Here is a 17,038-nt window from a genome sequence, read left to right as displayed (position 1 = left end):
AGTTAACCGTCATCGGAAATCTCCAGGTGGTAAGAACTCGACTAAGGTGGTGGCGGTTTCTTGCAGGACGTCGCATGCGTCCGCGAAATGATGCCCTCGGAAGGTTTTGAAAGTTGTAGCCAGACTGACGGTCAGCGCGACCGTGCCTCGTCCAGTGAAGAACAAGTATCGACAGGTATTGGGCTCGTTCTCTTGGTCAACTAGCCGCAGCGCATTTCGGCCGCCGACGGGATGACCATCGCCGTCAACGACGCCTGTGGGGTCCGCGAGATAGTCAGAATGTGACTTCCAAGTCGCGACTAGATCAAGAACTACCTCGTCGGAACTCCAGCCGCATGCTTGTAATTGTCCCGGTTCACTCTTAGTGAGAAGTTCCTCCAGTCGAATGGGGGCTCCTACGGCCTGTTCGACAGCGTCAGCAGGGACGTCCGCACACGGGTCGAAGAGGGCTGGCCTCTGCTCGATCGGCAGATCCCACGGGTTGCCCGACTCCTCGGCCGAGGCGGAGCTCGTCGTCGTCGCCGTCGGTTCTTCTTCACCGCCTGCCGATGCGCACCCGGACAGCCCAACGCCCACAGCGACCAGCGCGGCGCCCAAGGCTCTACTTCTTCCCACACCCGGTACGACGCCCCGCCGCGCTGAACGGTTCCGCAGCGGCGCAGATTCCTGCCACCGGACCCGCGGCGCCGGGGCGTTTGACTGAATGCGGAGGCGGGGAGCGGTCACGGCCAGAGATCCTCGCACCTGACCGGCGCCTGCTGGGGAGTCATCGCGCGCGGCAGGGCGTGAAATGGATGGAACCGGTCAGCGCGCCCGCCCGTCGTTCTAGCCCCGCTGATTCACGGGCCGGTGTGACTGCTGCTGTCGGGTGACGGCGGGCTTGTTTTCGCGTAAGGGCGTGCGGGGGTGCCGGCTGGCGCTGCCGGTGGGCGGGTCTCCGGGTGGTGATGTCGAGGGCGGGCAGGTGAGATCAGGCTGGTTTGGGGATCGCGGCGATCTTGTTGAACACGGCGACGATGGCGGTGGCCCAGGGCCACGTTTCGGGGATCTTCACCCGGCGTCGCCGGCCGCTACGGGTCAGCCGGGCTGCGACGTGCAGGAAGCGGTAGCGCAGCGCTTTGGGCTCGCACAAGGCCAGAACCGCAGCCTCGCCGGTACAGGCCAGCATCCGAGTCCACGCCACCAGATCTGCGGCGAGCATCACCGCCACCAGCCAAGCCTGATTGAGCGCGAACTCGCGTGAGGGCAGACGGCCAAGACCGGTGTCCTTGGCGTGACGGATCCGGTCCTCTACCCGGGCGTGCGCCCGATGCCGTGCTTCAAGAAACTGCAGTTGCCCGGTGGTGGTGTTGGTGGCAAACGCCTGGTAGCGCCATCCATCGATCTCCTCGAACATCGACAACTGGGCGCCGGGGTGGGGTCGTTCGCGGCGGACGATGACCCGCATCCCGTCTGGCCACTTGGTGAGCATCCCGGGAGCGAGGAACCCGGTCAGCTCCGCGATGTCGGCCCCGTCGCGGATGTCCCCGTTGGGGTTGAGCGCTGGTCCCCACGCGGCTTCGGGGCAGGTCGCGATGGCTCGGCGAATCGGGGCGGTGATGGAGAATCCGACCGAGTACTCCACCTGTCGACCGCGGATGCGGTTCTGTTCGGTGATCCACTCCAGCAGGTCGTGGGAGGCGCCGGCGCCGTCGGAGCGGATCAGCAGATCACGCCGATGACTCGCGGGGATCTGCGCGATTGCCTGGCCCAGGACGTCGATGTGGTCGGCAGCGGTGTTGGACCCGGCGTTGCCCGGGCGCAAGCTCGCGGCGAGAAACTCTTCTGTGTTGTCGCACCACACGCCGATCGGGTGGTACCCGAACGTGCGCTTATATGTCGGAGCTGCATGTTCCTTCTCGCTGTGCGTGACCACGATGGTGGCATCCACATCGAGCACGACCGTCGATCCCAGATCCCGCCCCGCACACGCCGATGCGGGTACTCCGCCGGGCAGGTGGGACCACACATGCCGCCGCGTGCGAGCTCGCGCCACCTGGATCTTCTTGCGCTTGCCGGCAGTGACCTCATCGAGTGTGCGCCACACCGTCGGGGCCGAGGCGACCGGGCCCAGGGCCCCGGATTGGTGGCGCAGGACGCCGATGTCGGAGATGGACTCGCCGCCATCGGCGAGCATCACCGCGGTATCGATCAGCACACGGCCGCGGTCGTGGATCGGGATAAACTGTCGGCGAGCCATGGCCCCTGACAGCTCGGCGGTCAGACCGACCTGATCAGCCAGAAGTCGAGGCGCGATGGCCCCGGCGTGGGCGATCACCCCGACACCATCAGCAGTAACGGACAGACCGGCCGACCACGAAGTACGCTTCACCTACCGAGTGCTTTCTGCTGGAGAACATGGAACCTTAGACAAGTCCCAGTTTCCCCTGTTCAGGAAGCACTTCGGTCTATTTTCGCCCAGCGATCCGCAGATACCCGTGAATCACCGGGGCTAGACAGCCGAGGAAAGGAATCGTCATGGCAGCCGGTCAGACGGGTGGGTCTTCAACAGCGAACTGGGCCGCCAGCGTGGCGGTCACCCTTCTATTAGGACTGTGGGGGTCCTGGCTCGCGTGGTCCGCTGCCTCGCCGCTCGGGAATGGGCCGACGCCGCGCGAGCTACCGCAGGAGTACATCCTGCTCACGTGCAGTCTGCTCGCCCTTTACGGCGCCGCGCTGATGGGCGGATGGCTGATCTCGCGCGGGCGAGGTGTGGGGCGGTGGAAGCGATCGCCGCTCACAGTCCTGTCTGCGCTGGTCACGGGCTACGGCCTGATCGCCACTGCCGTGTTCGCGATCTCCACTTCGTCGGAGTGGTCTCTCGCGGCAGTGCTCCCGCTCGCACTGATGGCGTCCATGCACTTCCACTTGTTCAGGTCGGCCCGCGGAGAAGCAGTCCCGGTCCCAGGCGACGAGCCGGCTGAGGCGGTTAGCGGAGTCGACTAGCCCAACCGCGCTGACCTGCGGTGACGGGTTCGTGTCGTACCCGGATGATCTAATCGAACGCATGAGCGACACGGTGAGAGGTGCCAGCGCAGCGGCCGCCCCGGGCGAGGAGCTGACCTCCGTGCTGCGCGCGCTCGACGCGCACCTGGCCCGGGACTGGTCCGCGGTCCCGGCCGCCGAGCTGCACGCCGAGGTGGTCGCGCTGGAGCAGGCCCACCGCCGGTTGCGTGCCACCCAGGCGCGCGTGCTGGCCGCTGCCCGCGCCTCCGGTACCGCCAGGCAGGTGGGCTACATCAACGAACGGCAGATGCTCACCGGCGGCCTGGGCCTGGCCCCCGGGGAGGCCCGCGGTCGCCTCGAGGACTCCTCGATCGCCGACACCGCCCGCATGCACGCCTCCGCCGCCGGGACGATCTCCGCCGGGCACCTGAAGATCATCAACGCCACCCTGGCCGCCCTGCCCGACGAGGTCGACGACGACGAACGCGGCCGCCTCGAAGCCGAGCTGATCGCCCTGGCCGCCGAACAGGCCACGACCCGCCGCCTGCAGGAACACGCCCACCGCCTGTTGGACCAGATCGATCCGGGCCGCACCCAACGCGGCGCCGGCGAACGGGCCCGGCGCCGCTCGGTCACCTGCTCCGGCCAAGGACTGGACCTGATGGCCCGGGCTTCGATGACCATGGACCCCCAACTGGCCGCCCTGATGCGCGAAGTCCACGCCCGCTGGGCCCAACCCGGACGCCTGTGGCCCGACCCCGACGAAAAAGACACCCGCAGCGACGGTCAACGCATGCACGACGCCCTCGTCCACGCCCTGACCCTCGCCCTGAACACCGACGCCACGAGGACCGGCGCGGCCGCGGCGATCGTCGTGCGCATCGACCTCGACCAACTGGCCACCCTGGCCGGGTGCGGCCACACCGACGGCGGCATCCGCGTACCCGTCGACCAGGCCATCGCCATGGCCGCCGGCACCCACTGGTTCCTCGCCCTGTGCGACCAGGAAGTCGACCTCAAGCTCTACCGCAGCCGCCGCACCGCCTCCCGCTACCAACGCCTGGCCCTGTTCGCCGCCTACGGCGGCTGCACCCACCCCGACTGCGACCAAGACGCCCGCCACAGCCAAGCCCACCACGCCGGCACACCCTGGGCCGCCGGCGGCCTGACCAACATCGACGAACTCGCCCTGGCCAGCGGCGACTGCCACGCCATGATCCACAACACCGGCTGGACCACCACCCCAGACCCCACCGCACCCCAAGGCGTCAGATGGACCCCACCACCCGCAACCCCCCGAGCGACCAACCCACCCCCACCCAAACCCGGCCCACCACCACTGACACCACTCGACGCGCCTATCCTGCCGTTCGCACTCCTACACGAGCTCGACACAGCGATCGCGCAACACCTGCACGGCGCCGAGGCCGCAGCATGACCCCGCGAGTCGGAGGGTCGGCTCCGCCTGCGCCGCCTCGCCCGGCTTCGCGGCCCGGGCGCCGAGGAACCGGGTCAGCGCCGGACGATCACCATCCGGGACCCCACCTCGCGGACGTCGAACAGCGCGGGGTCGTCGAACTGGCGAGGAACGAACACGATCTCCTCCCGCACATTGTTCTGGCTCTGCGGCATCACGTTGACCATGGCCGGGAAGATCCACCGCCGGGAGCCCTCCCGGTCCAGCACCAGCACGTCGGGTCCGCGGAACGAGCTCGAGTCGATCGCCGCGGTCAGCTCGCCCGGCGAGTCGGTGTCGGACCAGCGGCGGATCTCGTCGAGCCGCGCTTCGTACCGGCCCGCCGGGGTCGCATACGCCTGCGCCGGGGCCTGGAACGTGTGGAAGGGCCGGTACGCGTAGAGCGACGGGTCCGCGGTCAACACCACCAGGTCGGACGGCGTGCGATCGTCGGTCATCTCATCGATCGCCCCCAGGACGTCGTGCGGCACCCCGGGGTTCTCCCGCGCCACCGCGGCGAAGTGCGCGTCCTCGTCGGAGACGTGCTGCACCAGCTGAACGGCGGCGAGCCCGGCCACCACCACCGCGGCCGCGGTCACCCGCCCGCGGGACGGCCCGGGGGAGGTGCGGATCGCCCACCGAGCCAGGGTGAGCGCGCCGACGATCCCCGCCAGCGCGAGCGCCAGGGTCACGACGGGGATCATGCGGAACGGCAGCAGCGTGCTCCCGGTGACCGCACGCAAGCCGGACAGGACGTACCAGCCGAGGGCGGCGACCACGGTCAGTGCGAGCGCCCGCGCCAGCACGAGCCGGCGCCCGGAGGAGGGGAGCGGTCCGGTGTCACGGAGCGCGGTGTCTGTGTCGGTGCCGGCGCCGACTTCGTGGCCGGCCGCGGTGTCGGCGCCGACTCGCGCCCGCATCGACTCCGCCGCACGCGCGGTCGCCGCCCCGGCGCCACCGGGCCACACGGTGACGACCAGCCACACCGCCCCGACGAGACACAACAACCCGGCCGCGGACGGCTCGAACATCGGCAGCGGCCACCGCGACGCCACCTCGGGCGCGAAATCGTTGGCCACCGACGGTTCGGTCTCCGCCCCGCCGAGCACGGCGAGCAGGTAGCGGTGCCAGAACACCAACGCGATCGCCGCGGAGATCGCCGCCATCGCCGCGAGTCGGCCGAGCAGTGCCCCGACCACGGCGCGGTCGGCGCGGTGGTACCAGGCGTGGAGGACGACGACGAGGCCCACCATCAGCGCGGCGAAACCCGCGATGAGCGTGTACCCGAGGGCGGCCCAGCCGAGGTAGACCCCGATGGTCATGACCAGCGGCCACGTGGGCCGGCGGTCTGCCGAGGTCTCCGCCCGGGCCGCGGCGGCGCGCGCGCAGAGCAGGAACGTCGCCACCACGACCTGCGGGAGCAGGCAGATGAGGATCCACGAGTACGGCTCGTAGGCGTTGGTGTGACCACCGATCACGGAGGTGGCGAGGCCGAACAGGACGGCCAGCCGGGCGGGGACGAGCCAGCGCCAGGCCACGAACGCGATCGCGCCGGCGATGGCCATGGTGAGGATCGCGTACGGCTTGTAGAAAGTCCACCCCTCGACTCCGGCCATGGCCGCGAGGCGCCCGCCCACCCAGAACCACTGCGGCGGATAGAACGGCGCGGCGTCGGCGTAGAAGGGGTCGGCGATCGCGGGGGAGTCGGCGAAGCGGGTGACGTAGGCGACGCGGTTGAGCTGATCGCCACCCAGGCCGAAGAGGTAGTGGGGGGTGCCGTTCAGGAGGAGGCTCAGGTGGGAGGACGCGAGGAACGCGGGGCCGACCGTGCCCAGTGCCCACAGGGTCCGGGGGCCGGTCGAGCGGCGGAGCAGCAGCCATCCGGCCGCGATGACGACCAGCGCGGCGAGCGTTCCGCCGAACGTCTCGGGCAGCCAACTGGGCTCGGCGAACGGCAGGGAGTCGATGGCGAGGTAGGTCGCGGCCCCGACGAGCCCGGCCACCAGGAGCGCGGCGAGAAGCTCGGCGCCGCGGCGGACCAGGGGACGCAGCTCGGTCATGCGGCCGCTCCGTGTCGCCGCGCCGCCACGATCAGGCCCACCACGTGGAGTGCGACCCCGATGCCTGGCCCGGCGAGCAACGCGACCGCCGCGCGCACGTCGAGTGGGCCGGGGACGGCCACCAGCAGCGCCGCCGCCGCGATCACCGCGACCCACCAGCCGGCGTTGTAGAGCAGATGGCGGTCAAAGGCGAGGGCGGCATTCCCGGTGACCATGAGTGCGGCCGTACCGACGGAGGCGGCGGTGAGGGCGGCGAGGACGGCGCCGGGCAGCTCGAAGTCGCCGCCGAACAACACGCGGATCAGCCACGGGCCGATGAGCCACGCGGCGCCCGCGCCGACGACGCCGACCGCGGTGACCAGGAGGAGCGGCGCGGCCAGCGACCGCGGTCCCCGGGCGCGGCGCTCGACGAAGTAGACGATGATCGCGCTCTGGAAGCTGGTCAGCGGCACGAGCAGCGGGGCGCGGGTGAGGGTGATGGCCAGGATGACGGCCCCGACGAGCGGGGCGGGATCGGAGTCGCGGACGGTCGCGGTGACGAACAGCGGGAAGCCGGTGACCAGGGCGGAGGTGCCCGCGGAGGCGAGCATCGCGGTGGCGGTGTTGCGCCAGAAGCGTCGGTGTCCGGCGTCGACGGCGGAGCGCAGCGCGGTGCGGGTGCCCGGGGAGACGGCGATGAGCACGGCCCAGGTCACCGCGCCGGCGACGGTGGCCACCGCGAACCCGATTCCGGCGTCGCCGAGCCACCATGCGATGCCGGCGACGGCCAACCGCAGCGCGGCGTCGACCGTGAGCAGGACCGCGTACAGCCCCCACCGCTCGGTGCCGGAGAGGGCGCCGGCGGTGGCGGCCTGGAGCGTGAAGCCGAGGATGCCGAACGCCATGATCGCCACCCCCGCGCCGGAGAAGGTGGGCAGGCCCAGCGATGGCCACAGGGGTGCGCTCACCGCGACCGCGGCGGCGAGAATCAGGCCGAGGGCGAGGCCGGCGGGCAGCAGCCGCACGGCGCCCCGCGGCGTGGTCGCCACCGCGGCCCCTCCACCGGTGACCGCGGCCCCGCCGCTGGTCTCGCGGCCGGCTCCCTCCCGCGCCGACCGGACGGCCCGCGTGGCCTCCTGCATGAGCCCGTTCGCCACGCCGCCGAGGGCGAAGAACGCGCCCCAGTAGGTCGCGAAGAGCGGGTAGTCGGCGGGCCCGAGCGCTCGGCCGGCGATGAGCATCACCAGGTACCCCGAGGTTGCGGCGAACACGGTCGCGAGGGTCAGCGCCCGCATGCCGCCCGCGGCCCCCGGCGCGGCGCCGGGCTCGGCCTCAGCGGCGGCCGGGGTGGTCATGGGGCCTGCCGAGGGTCGGCGGCAGTGGCTCGGAGAACAACCAGGCGTCCCACAGGGGCTGCAGGTCGACGGGGGAGTGGTCGGCGGCCAGGCGGAGGAAGTCGTCCGTGGTGGCGGTTTTTCCGGAATAGGTGGCCACCCACGCCCGGAGGAGGTCGAAGAACGCGGTGTCGCCGACGGTCTGGCGCAGGGCGTGCAGGGTCAGTGCACCGCGCTTGTAGACCCGGTCGTCGAACATGTCCTTCGGCCCGGGGTCCGCCAACAGGATGTCCTGCGGGGAGCCCTGCAGCTTCGAGTAGTAGCGCAGGGCGTGGCTGCCGGCATCGGCACCGCCGGAGAACTCGGTCCACAGCCATTCGGCGTAGCACGCGAAGCCCTCGTGCAGCCAGATGTGCTTCCACTGCGCGGCGGTGACGGCGTTGCCGAACCACTGGTGGGCCAGTTCGTGGGCGATCAGCCGCTCGTCGCGGTCACCGGACTCGGCGGTGCCCCGGCCGAATGTCGACATCCCCATGGCCTCGAGTGGGATCTCGAGCTCGTCGTCGGTGACCACGACCGCGTACTCGTCGAACGGGTACGGGCCGAACAGTCCGCTGAACACGTCGATCATCTCGGTCTGCCGGGCGAACGCCTGCCGGAACCCGCGCTTGAGGTCGGCGGGCAGGAAGGCGTGGACCGGGACGGGGCCGTCGCCCACTTTCAGGTGTTCGTAGCGACCGAGGTTGATGGAGACCAGGTAGGTGGACGTGGGGTAGGGCAGGTCGAAATCCCAGGTGGTCGTGCTTCCGCTGCGCTTTTTGCCCACCAGCGCGCCGGTGACGACGGCCCGGTACGGGGAGTCCGTGGTCAGGCGGATGCGGAACGGCGCCTTGGACGAGGGGTGGTCGTCGCAGGGGAACCAGCTGGCCGCGCCGTTGGGCTGATTGGCCACGAGCGCCCCGTCGGTGAGTTCCTCCCAACCGACCTCGCCCCACGTGCCGCGGATGGGCCGCGGATTGCCGGAGTAGCGGATGGTCAGCGTGAACTCGGTGCCCGGCTCGAGCGGCTCGGCGAGCGTGACGGCGAGCTTGCCGCGGGGCCGGGAGAAACGGGCGACTCCGCCCCGGTTGATCGTCACCTTGGACACGTCCAGGTGCGCGGAGAGGTCGAGCCGGACCGTGTCTAGCGTCTCGGTGGCGGTCGCGGTGATGACGGCTTCGCCGCGGAGGTTGTTGGAGCTCATCTTGTAGGTGAGGTCCAGTTCGTAGCGCGCGACGCGGTAGCCGTGGTTTCCGGCCGTCGGCAGGTAGGGGTCGCCCGGATCGTCGCCGGAGGTGGCGTGGTCGCGTGCGATCCGGGCGGCGAGTGCCTTGCTGGCTGCCTTCAATTCCATGACCTGCGCGAGTCTAGAGGACCCCTCGTGGGGCCCGCCCTGTCCGCTGTCGCCGACCTGACCCCGGGCCGATCCCGGAAAAGTACTTGCCAAACGAGAAAGTAGTTGCCTAGAGTCGAGTCATCGCCTCGGGGGAAACACCGTCGGGCTCCGCCGAGAAGGGTGTCGTCATGACTACGGAAAACCCCACGACCTGCCCGGTCGACCGCGCCGAGGCCGCCCGACTGCTCGCCGAGGCGGAGGCTCGCCCGCCGGTGAGCACCGCCCAGGACGTCCGCGTCTTCGCCGGCTTCGCCGCGGCGATCGCCGTCCTGATGGGCGTCGGCACCATCGCGATCATGTTCACCAACTGGGCACTCATCCCCTACGTGGCACTGCTGTTCGTGGCGATCTACTGGCAGCGGCGCGCCATCAGTGCCAGCCCCCGCGGCTCGGGCCGGACGTACACCTGGGGCATGGCGGGGTCGGGTGTGATGATCCTCGTCGTCGTCACCGCCCTGAACGTCATCCGCACGACGATCGGCCTCACCGCCTGGTGGTACGTGCTCGGCGTCGTCCTGGTCGCGTTGCCCGCCCTGGTGGCCGCCGCGATCATCGTCCGACGGGGCGTGGCGCGATGAGTGACGAGAGGAGGACGACGACGAGCGTGGCCGCCGGATCGGGGGGCTCCGCCCCGCGCCGGGACGCCCGCCGGGAGGGGCGCGACCGCTCCGAGGGGCACGCCCGCCATCGTCTCGACGAGGTCATCCACGCTCCGGTCCGCTTCTCGATCGTGGCGGCGCTGGCCGGGGTCGACGACGCGGAGTTCGCGACGATCCGCGACGCCGTCGAAGTGACCGACTCGACCCTGTCCAAGCAGGTCGCGGTGCTGGAGAAGGCCGGGTACGTCACGGTCCGCAAGGGCCACGTGGGAAAGCGACCGCGTACGTGGCTCTCGCTGAGCCGCGACGGGCGCAAGGCATACGAGTCCCACCTCGCGGCGCTGCGCGCGATCGCCGGCGCCTGACCGCGCGCCCACCCGCCCGGCTCGGCCGGCTCGCCGCCGCTCTAGCCCCGCCAGGGCGAGATCGGGTTGCCCTGCCACCGCGTGCCGGCGGGGATGCGGTCGCCGCGCATGACGAGCGAGGCCGGACCGACGGTGGAGCCCGCGCCGATCGACGACGCGGGAAGCGCGACGCAGTGACTGCCCAGAGTGGCGCCGTCGGCGAGATCGACGCGGTCGATCTGCATGATGCGGTCGTGGAACAGGTGCGTCTGGACCACACAGCCGCGGTTGACGGTGGCGCCCCGACCGAGGGAGATGAGGTCGGCCTCGGGCAGCCAGTACGACTCGCACCACACGCCCCGGCCCACGCGCGACCCCAACAGCCGCAGCATGAGGTTGAGGACGGGCGTGCCGGAGGCGGGCCGCGCCACCCATGGCGCGGCCATCAGCTCGACGAACATGTCCGCCACCTCGTTGCGCCACACGAACGACGACCAGAGCGGCTGCTCGCCGGCGCGGATCCGGCCCACCAGCACCCACTTGGCGAGCACGGCCGCCACCAGGGCGACCAGGCCCGCGTAGGCGAGGACCGGGCCGGAGAGCAGGGCGGCCACGCCGAAGCCCCACTCGCGATGCGCGGCCTGCAACAGCACCAGCACGCCGACGAGCAGGAGGAACGACAGCCACACGGGGACCAGTCGCAGCGTCTCCCACGCCCCACGCGCGATCTTCAGGCGGCGCGGCGGCCGGTAGGTGCGCCCGTCGTCGTCGCCGTCGGCGGTGGCGCGCGGCAGCTTCTGCGGCGGCGAGCCCAGCCACGAGGTGCCCTTCTTGGCCTTCTGCGGGGCGGACGACAGGACGGCGACCAGGCCGCGCGCCGGGACCTTGCGGCCTGCGGAGGCGATCCCGGAGTTGCCGAGGAACGCGCGTTTGCCGATCTGGGCGTGCTCGAGCCGCATCCACCCCGAGCCCAGTTCGTAGGGGGCGACCATGGTGTCGTCGGCGAGGAACGCGCCGTCGCGGACGGTGGTGAGCGAGGGGATGAGCAGGACGGTCGACGCCTCGACGTCGCGGCCGATCCGCGCGCCCAGCAGGCGCAGCCAGACCGGGGTGAGCATCGATGCGTACAGCGGGTAGAGCCAGGTGCGGGCGGCGTCCATGATCCGCTCGCTGCACCATGCCTGCCAGGCGATGCGCGAGTGGACCGGGTGGAAGCCCGGGGTCAGTCGGATCGAGAGCAGGCGGATCGACAACAGCGTGAACGCGGCGAACAGGGCGAACGCGAGTAGCGCACCGGGGACCGACCACAGCGCGGCGCGCGCCGCCAGCTCCCCGACACCCGCGGCGTCGCCTGCGCCCCACGCCACGAGCGCCAGTCCCGCGGCCAGGGCCAGGAGCGGCATCCCGCCCAGCACCAGGGCGGAGAGCTGGTACGCGAGGCTCCAGCCGCGGTTGTGGGGCGCGGGCTCGGCTGGCCAACTCGACCCGCGTTTGCCGCGCTTGAGCGCCGGCGAACCCGCGTAGCGCTTGCCGGCCTTGACCGGGCCCACCACGGCCGAGCCGATCTCGACGTGAGCACCGCTGCCGATCGTCGCGCCGGGCAGCAGCGTGGATCGGGCGCCGACCACGGCCTGCTCGCCGATCTCGATCCTGCCGATGTGAACGACGTCGCCGTCCACCCAGTGCCCGGCCAGGTCGACCTCGGGCTCTACGGAGGCGCCGTCGCCCACGGTGAGCAGCCCGGTCACGGGCGGCAGCGTGTGCATGTCGACGTCGCGTCCGATCCGCGCGCCGACGAGCCGGGCGAAGGTGGTCAGCCACCCGGCCCCGGTGAGCGAGACGGCGCCGGAGGACTCCACGAGTCGCTCGGCCGCCCACAGGCGGAGGTGCACCGACCCGGCGCGCGGGTACGTCCCCGGACGGATGCCGGCCGTGAGGAGCCGGCACAGGCCGGCGGTGACGACCATCCGGCCAACGGGCAGCAGGAGCAGCATCGCGAGCAGGCCTAACAGCCACCACGACACGGGCCGCGCCCACGCCACCCCGAGCTCGGCCGCGACGTTGTTGGCCAGGCCGAGCCAGGTCAGCCACTGCACGCCGGTGACGGCGAGCAACGGGATCGTCGAGAGGACCTGTACCGTCTGCGCGCCGAGGCCGACCGGCGCCACGTGGCGGGGCGCCACCTCGGCCTCCGGCTCGAGATCGTCGAGGTACTCGGCGAAGTCGCCCAGCCGGGACCGCTCGTAGATGTCACCCACCGTCACGGCGGGGAACCGTTCCCGGACGCGGGCCACGACGTGCGCGGCGGCCAGCGAACCGCCGCCGAGTGCGAAGAAGTCCTCGTCGACGCCGGAGACGTCGGCCCCGAGGGCGTGGGACCACAGCTCGGCGACCCACGCCTCGGTGCCGTCGAGTTCGGACTCGGCGGCCGAGGTCTGGGCCAGCGGCCAGGGCAGGGCGGCGCGGTCGACCTTCCCGGAGGTACGGGTGGGCAGTTCGTCGACGAGCGCGAGCCGCGGTACGACGCCCGCCGGCAGCTGTTCGCGCAGCAGCCCGGCGGCCGCCGCCAGATCGAAGCCGTCCGGGTCGTCGGTGACGAGGTACGCCACGAGCACCGGCTGGCCGGCTTCGGTCTTCTGCACAGCGGCAGCGCCCGCGTTGACGCCGGGAAGCGAGGACACCGCGGTGTCGACCTCGCCCAGTTCGAGTCGGCGTCCGCCGATCTTGACCTGGTCGTCGACGCGGCCGTGGAAGTACAGGCCGTCGGCCTCGAGTCTCACCATGTCGCCGGAGCGGTAGGCGCGGTCCCAGCCGAGGGTCTCCATGGGGGCGTACTTCTCGAGATCCTTCTCGGGGTCGAGGTAGCGGGCCAGCCCGACGCCGCCGATCACCAGTTCGCCGGATTCGCCGTAGCCCACCGGCTGCCCGGCAGCATCGACCACCGCGAGGTCCCAGCCGTCGAGGGGAAGCCCGATCGACACCTCGTCGGCGCCGGTCAGCGGCGCGGCGCACGCGACGACGGTGGCCTCGGTGGGGCCGTAGGTGTTCCACACCTCGCGGCCGTCGGCGGCGAGCCGCGCGGCGAGTTCACGTGGGCACGCCTCGCCGCCGAGGATGACCAGGCGGACGTCGGTGAGCATGGAGTCCGGCCACATCGACGCGAGCGTAGGCACCGTGGAGATCACGGTGATCCGCCGCTCGCGCAGCCACGGCCCCAGGTCGAGTCCGGACTTGACGATCGAGCGGGGCGCGGGCACGAGGCACGCCCCGTGGGCCCAGGCCAGCCACATCTCCTCGCACGAGGCGTCGAAGGCCACGGACAGGCCGGCGAGGACGCGGTCGCCCGGGCCGAGGGGGGAGTCCTGCAGGAAGATCCGTGACTCGGCGTCGACGAACGCGGCGGCGCTGCGATGCGTGACGGCCACGCCCTTGGGCAGGCCGGTGGTTCCGGAGGTGAAGATGACCCAGCAGTCGTCGTCGACGGTCGGCCGGCGGTGCCGCGTGGGATCCCCGGGCCTGTCGGGGTCGGTGACGCGCATGCCGTGGGCGGTGTACACGGCGGCGACCCGCGCCTGGCCGAAGACCAGCTCGGCCCGCTCGGCCGGGTCGTCCACGTCGACCGGGACGTAGGCCGCGCCGGCGGCGAGGGTGCTGAGAATCGCGAGGTACAGCTCGGCCGTGCCGGAGGGCATATGGATGCCGACCCGGTCACCGGCGCCGACGCCCTGGTCCTGCATCCACGCGGCGGAGACCTGGATCTGCCGCCAGACCTCGCCGTAGGTGAGGACGCGGGTGCCGTCGTCGAGGCACGGGGCGTCCGGGTGCCGTTCGACCGCCGAGCCCAGCACGTCGAGGAGTGTCCGTGGGGTCGCAGCGTACGAGCTGCGCAGATACTGCTCTCCGATGGTGGCCACCTGCGGATGGTATCGCTCCGGGGTGAACATCCCGCCGCGGTCACCTCTGGGCTGGTTAAGTGAGGCGCATGGATTCTGGGAGCCTTCGGGGAAGGGCCGTCGTGATCGTGGGAGCGGGCCCGGGCTTCGGTCACACGCTGGCCCTGCGCGCCGCGGCGCGAGGCGCGTCGGTGGTGGTCGCGGCGCGGACGGCCTCGCGGGTGGAGGAGATCGCGGACGCGGTCCGTCGGGACGACGAGGTGCGCCGTGCCGGCGGTACGGCGATCGCCGCGCCCGTCGACGCCACCGACCCCGTCTCGGTGCGGGCCCTGCGCGAGGCCGTCGAGGTCCACGCCGACGCGGTCCACGGGCTCGTGTACAGCGCGTTCGCGGTGCCCAGCATGAAGCCGCTGGCCCGGACAGATCACGGTCAGATCTCCGCGGGGCTCGACCTGTCCGTCCTCGGCGCGCTGCGCACGACGCAGGAGTTCACCCCGCTCCTCGAGGCCGGCGCGGGTGCCGCCGACGCCACGGACGGCACCGACTCCCGCCCCGTCACCAGTTCTGTCGTCATGATGGCCTCGGCCGTCATCCACCACTCCCGCGAGCGCTACGCGGGTTACAAGATCGCCAAGACCGCCCTGGTCGCGCTGGGGCATTCGCTGGCCACCGAGCTCGGGCCGCGCGGCATCCGCGTCAACACCGTCGCGCCGGGTTACATCTACGGCGACACCCTCAAGGCGTACTTCGAGAGCCTGGCCACCAAGTACGGCGGGACGGGCGAGGACGTCTACGCGCACACGGCGGAGAAGACGGACCTGCGTCGCCTGCCCGACGAGGCGGAGATCGTCGACCCGGTTCTGTTCCTGCTCTCCGACGCAGCCTCGGCAGTCACCGGGCAGACGCTCACCGTGGACTGCGGCGAGTTCCACACCTGACACGAGCAGCACCACCCCGAGGCGTGGGATCCGGGTCTTTCCCCGATGTGGTGCGAGGCGCGGTCGTGGAGAGTGGAGCTCACCGGGGAACACGTCCCCGATCGTCCGGGCAGGACGACGACGAGGAGATCGCCATGACTCACGAACCCGCCTCTCGGCCGAAGCGCCTGACCCGATCCGAGGACCGCTGGATCGGTGGCGTGTGCGGTGGCCTGGCCGACCACTTCGGTCTGGACCCGGCGTTGGTGCGCGTCCTGTTCGTGGCCTCGCTGCTGCTCCCGGGCCCGCAGCTGCTCATCTACGCGATCCTGTGGTTCGTCATGCCCGACGCCCGCGCCTGACCGGGGACGGGCCCTCCCCGTTGTCGGGACCGCTCTGGCAGGCTGAGCGCATGAGCATTGCAGAGACCTCAGCCGCCGCCCCGTCCGCCGCTGGTGAATACGCGTCCGTCCGCGTCGAGAAGGCCACCCGGCACCCGCACGTCGCCCAGGTGACGCTGATCGGCCCGGGCCGGAACAACGCGATGGGCCCGGACTTCTGGGCGGAGATGCCCCGGGTCATGGCCGAGCTCGACGCGGATCCCGACGTCCGCGCCGCGGTCATCGCCGCGCAGGGCCGCAACTTCACCTACGGCCTGGATCTGATGGCGATGATGCCGCAGTTCATGGAGTTCCTGCCGCAGGACAAGGCCCCGGACGCGTCCCGCAACGAGCGCGTCCTCGACTTCGTGGAGAACATGCGCCGGGCCGTCGACGCCGTCGCGTCCGCCAGGACGCCGACGGTGGCGGCGGTGCAGGGTCGCTGCATCGGCGGCGGGATCGACCTCATCTCGGCCTGTGACGTCCGCCATGGCTCCGCGGACTCGGCGTACTCGGTGCGCGAGGTCAAGGTCGGCATCGTCGCGGACATGGGCTCGCTGGCGCGGCTGCCCTACATCATCGGCTCGGCCCTGACCCGCGAGCTGGCGCTCACCGGCCGTGACATCGACGCCGAGACCGCCCTGCGGTACGGCCTCGTCACCCATGTCGCCGACGACGCCGCCGGAGTCCTCGATTCGGCACACGCCACGGCCGCCGAGATCGCCGACAACCCGCCGCTCGTGGTGCGCGGCACCCGCGAGGTGCTCAATCGCGCGATCGAGGGGCCGATCTACGAGTCCAACCGCTACGTGGCCACGTGGAACGCGGGTTTCCTGGCCTCCGCCGACATGATGGAGGCGATCAGCGCGACGCTGGAGAAGCGCGAGGCCGAATTCACCGGCCGCTGACCGGTCGAGGTCGGCCTCAGTACGCCGCGTCCGCCACCCAGCCACCAACGAGAAGACAGTTCCGCACATCGCCACTCGGGCGACACGGGCGGAACTGTCTTCTCGATGAGGTCGGGCCTCGTTCAGCCCCGGAAGGGCTCGGCCTTCTCCTCGGGGTGCTCGACGAAGTTCTCCAGGCCCTCGGCGACGAGCTTCTCGCCGTGCGCCTTGTCCCGCCACTCGCCCGGGGTGACGTGCTTGCCCGGCTCGAGGTCCTTGTAGTGGAGGAAGAAGTGCTCGATGGCCTTGAGCTCGAAGTCGGGGACGTCGTCGATGTCCTGGATGTGATCCCAGCGCGGGTCGAGGTCGGGCACGCACAGCAGTTTGTCGTCACCGCCGGCCTCGTCGGACATCGTGTAGACGCCCACGACACGGGACTTGATGATCACGCCCGGGAACACGGACTCGTCGAGCAGCACGAGGGCGTCGCAGGGGTCGCCGTCGTCGGCGAGGGTCTTGTCGATGTAGCCGTAGTCGGCCGGGTAGCCCATCGAGGTGAAGAGGAACCGGTCGAGGTAGATCTTGCCGGTCTCGTGGTGGATCTCGTACTTGTTCCGCGAACCCTTGGGGATCTCGATGGTCACTTCGACGGACACGGGCTACCTCACAAATCGTCATGCTCCGGAACCCGAGACGGCTCTCCCGGGCAATTCGGGGTGATTCTAGTAGGCGCCACCGGCGTCGGGGGTGGGCGCCGTCACGCGGGCCG

The 17,038-nt window shown here is 71.2% G+C and carries 13 protein-coding genes; 6 read left to right on the top strand and 7 right to left on the bottom strand.

The features are described 5' to 3' along the window. Positions 1–9 precede the first annotated feature (9 nt). Both DPA01S_RS17605 and DPA01S_RS13985 read right to left on the bottom strand, forming a co-directional pair. Positions 10–576 carry a DUF3558 family protein gene (locus DPA01S_RS17605; RefSeq protein ID WP_368664631.1) on the bottom strand — a complete coding sequence of 189 codons (567 nt, stop codon included), beginning with the start codon at positions 574–576 and terminating at the stop codon, positions 10–12. A 394-nt stretch (positions 577–970) separates the two neighbouring features. Continuing rightward, on the bottom strand, positions 971–2,371 hold the full coding sequence (locus DPA01S_RS13985) for an IS1380 family transposase (protein WP_061227497.1): 1,401 nt from the start codon (positions 2,369–2,371) through the stop codon (positions 971–973). Positions 2,372–3,046: 675 nt separating this feature from the next. Here DPA01S_RS13985 and DPA01S_RS13975 point away from each other — a divergent pair. Beyond that, entirely contained in the window at positions 3,047–4,423 is a 1,377-nt protein-coding gene (locus DPA01S_RS13975; RefSeq protein WP_061227495.1) for an HNH endonuclease signature motif containing protein, read from the top strand. 74 nt (positions 4,424–4,497) lie between these two features. Here the strand turns inward: DPA01S_RS13975 and DPA01S_RS13970 are convergent, their stop codons facing one another. From DPA01S_RS13970 to DPA01S_RS13960, 3 genes are read right to left on the bottom strand one after another with little or no spacing between them, the layout of a single operon-like run. Beyond that, a complete protein-coding gene (locus DPA01S_RS13970) occupies positions 4,498–6,501 on the bottom strand; it encodes an arabinofuranosyltransferase (RefSeq protein ID WP_061227494.1) in 2,004 nt (667 codons plus the stop codon). Beyond that, positions 6,498–7,835, bottom strand: a complete 1,338-nt coding sequence (locus tag DPA01S_RS13965; RefSeq protein ID WP_061227493.1) for a hypothetical protein — start codon at positions 7,833–7,835, stop codon at positions 6,498–6,500. Before DPA01S_RS13965 ends, DPA01S_RS13970 begins: the two co-directional genes overlap by 4 nt. Beyond that, the gene (locus tag DPA01S_RS13960) at positions 7,813–9,201 is read right to left on the bottom strand and encodes a M1 family metallopeptidase (RefSeq protein ID WP_109149454.1); all 1,389 of its coding nucleotides are present in this window, start codon (positions 9,199–9,201) and stop codon (positions 7,813–7,815) included. The genes DPA01S_RS13965 and DPA01S_RS13960 overlap by 23 nt, the downstream gene beginning before the upstream one ends. Before the next feature lie 176 nt (positions 9,202–9,377). Here DPA01S_RS13960 and DPA01S_RS13955 point away from each other — a divergent pair, with 176 nt between their 5' ends. Both DPA01S_RS13955 and DPA01S_RS13950 read left to right on the top strand, forming a co-directional pair. Continuing rightward, entirely contained in the window at positions 9,378–9,827 is a 450-nt protein-coding gene (locus DPA01S_RS13955) for a hypothetical protein (protein WP_061917195.1), read from the top strand. Further along, positions 9,824–10,213: a winged helix-turn-helix domain-containing protein gene (locus DPA01S_RS13950; protein WP_084374798.1), complete on the top strand. Its 390-nt coding sequence runs from the start codon at positions 9,824–9,826 to the stop codon at positions 10,211–10,213. Before DPA01S_RS13955 ends, DPA01S_RS13950 begins: the two co-directional genes overlap by 4 nt. Before the next feature lie 41 nt (positions 10,214–10,254). Here DPA01S_RS13950 and DPA01S_RS13945 read toward each other — a convergent pair whose 3' ends face one another. Continuing rightward, complete coding sequence (locus DPA01S_RS13945) at positions 10,255–14,136, bottom strand: Pls/PosA family non-ribosomal peptide synthetase (protein WP_061917190.1); 3,882 nt, start codon at positions 14,134–14,136, stop codon at positions 10,255–10,257. A 38-nt stretch (positions 14,137–14,174) separates the two neighbouring features. On the opposite strand from DPA01S_RS13945, the gene DPA01S_RS13940 reads away from it, so the two are divergent. From DPA01S_RS13940 to DPA01S_RS13930, 3 genes are all read left to right on the top strand, one after another. Further along, entirely contained in the window at positions 14,175–15,023 is an 849-nt protein-coding gene (locus tag DPA01S_RS13940; protein ID WP_061917186.1) for an SDR family oxidoreductase, read from the top strand. A 134-nt stretch (positions 15,024–15,157) separates the two neighbouring features. Beyond that, positions 15,158–15,364 carry a PspC domain-containing protein gene (locus tag DPA01S_RS13935; RefSeq protein WP_061227488.1) on the top strand — a complete coding sequence of 69 codons (207 nt, stop codon included), beginning with the start codon at positions 15,158–15,160 and terminating at the stop codon, positions 15,362–15,364. 50 nt (positions 15,365–15,414) lie between these two features. Then, on the top strand, positions 15,415–16,290 hold the full coding sequence (locus tag DPA01S_RS13930) for a crotonase/enoyl-CoA hydratase family protein (protein WP_082767562.1): 876 nt from the start codon (positions 15,415–15,417) through the stop codon (positions 16,288–16,290). Between the two features lie 122 nt (positions 16,291–16,412). Here DPA01S_RS13930 and DPA01S_RS13925 read toward each other — a convergent pair whose 3' ends face one another. Continuing rightward, positions 16,413–16,925 carry an inorganic diphosphatase gene (locus DPA01S_RS13925; protein ID WP_061227487.1) on the bottom strand — a complete coding sequence of 171 codons (513 nt, stop codon included), beginning with the start codon at positions 16,923–16,925 and terminating at the stop codon, positions 16,413–16,415. Positions 16,926–17,038: the final 113 nt, after the last annotated feature.

This window comes from Dietzia papillomatosis NBRC 105045 (assembly GCF_001570845.1).
GTDB classification, from domain to species: domain Bacteria; phylum Actinomycetota; class Actinomycetes; order Mycobacteriales; family Mycobacteriaceae; genus Dietzia; species Dietzia cinnamea.
The sequence above is the reverse complement of the archived record's forward strand: the minus strand, read 5'-3'. Positions and strand labels throughout refer to the sequence as shown.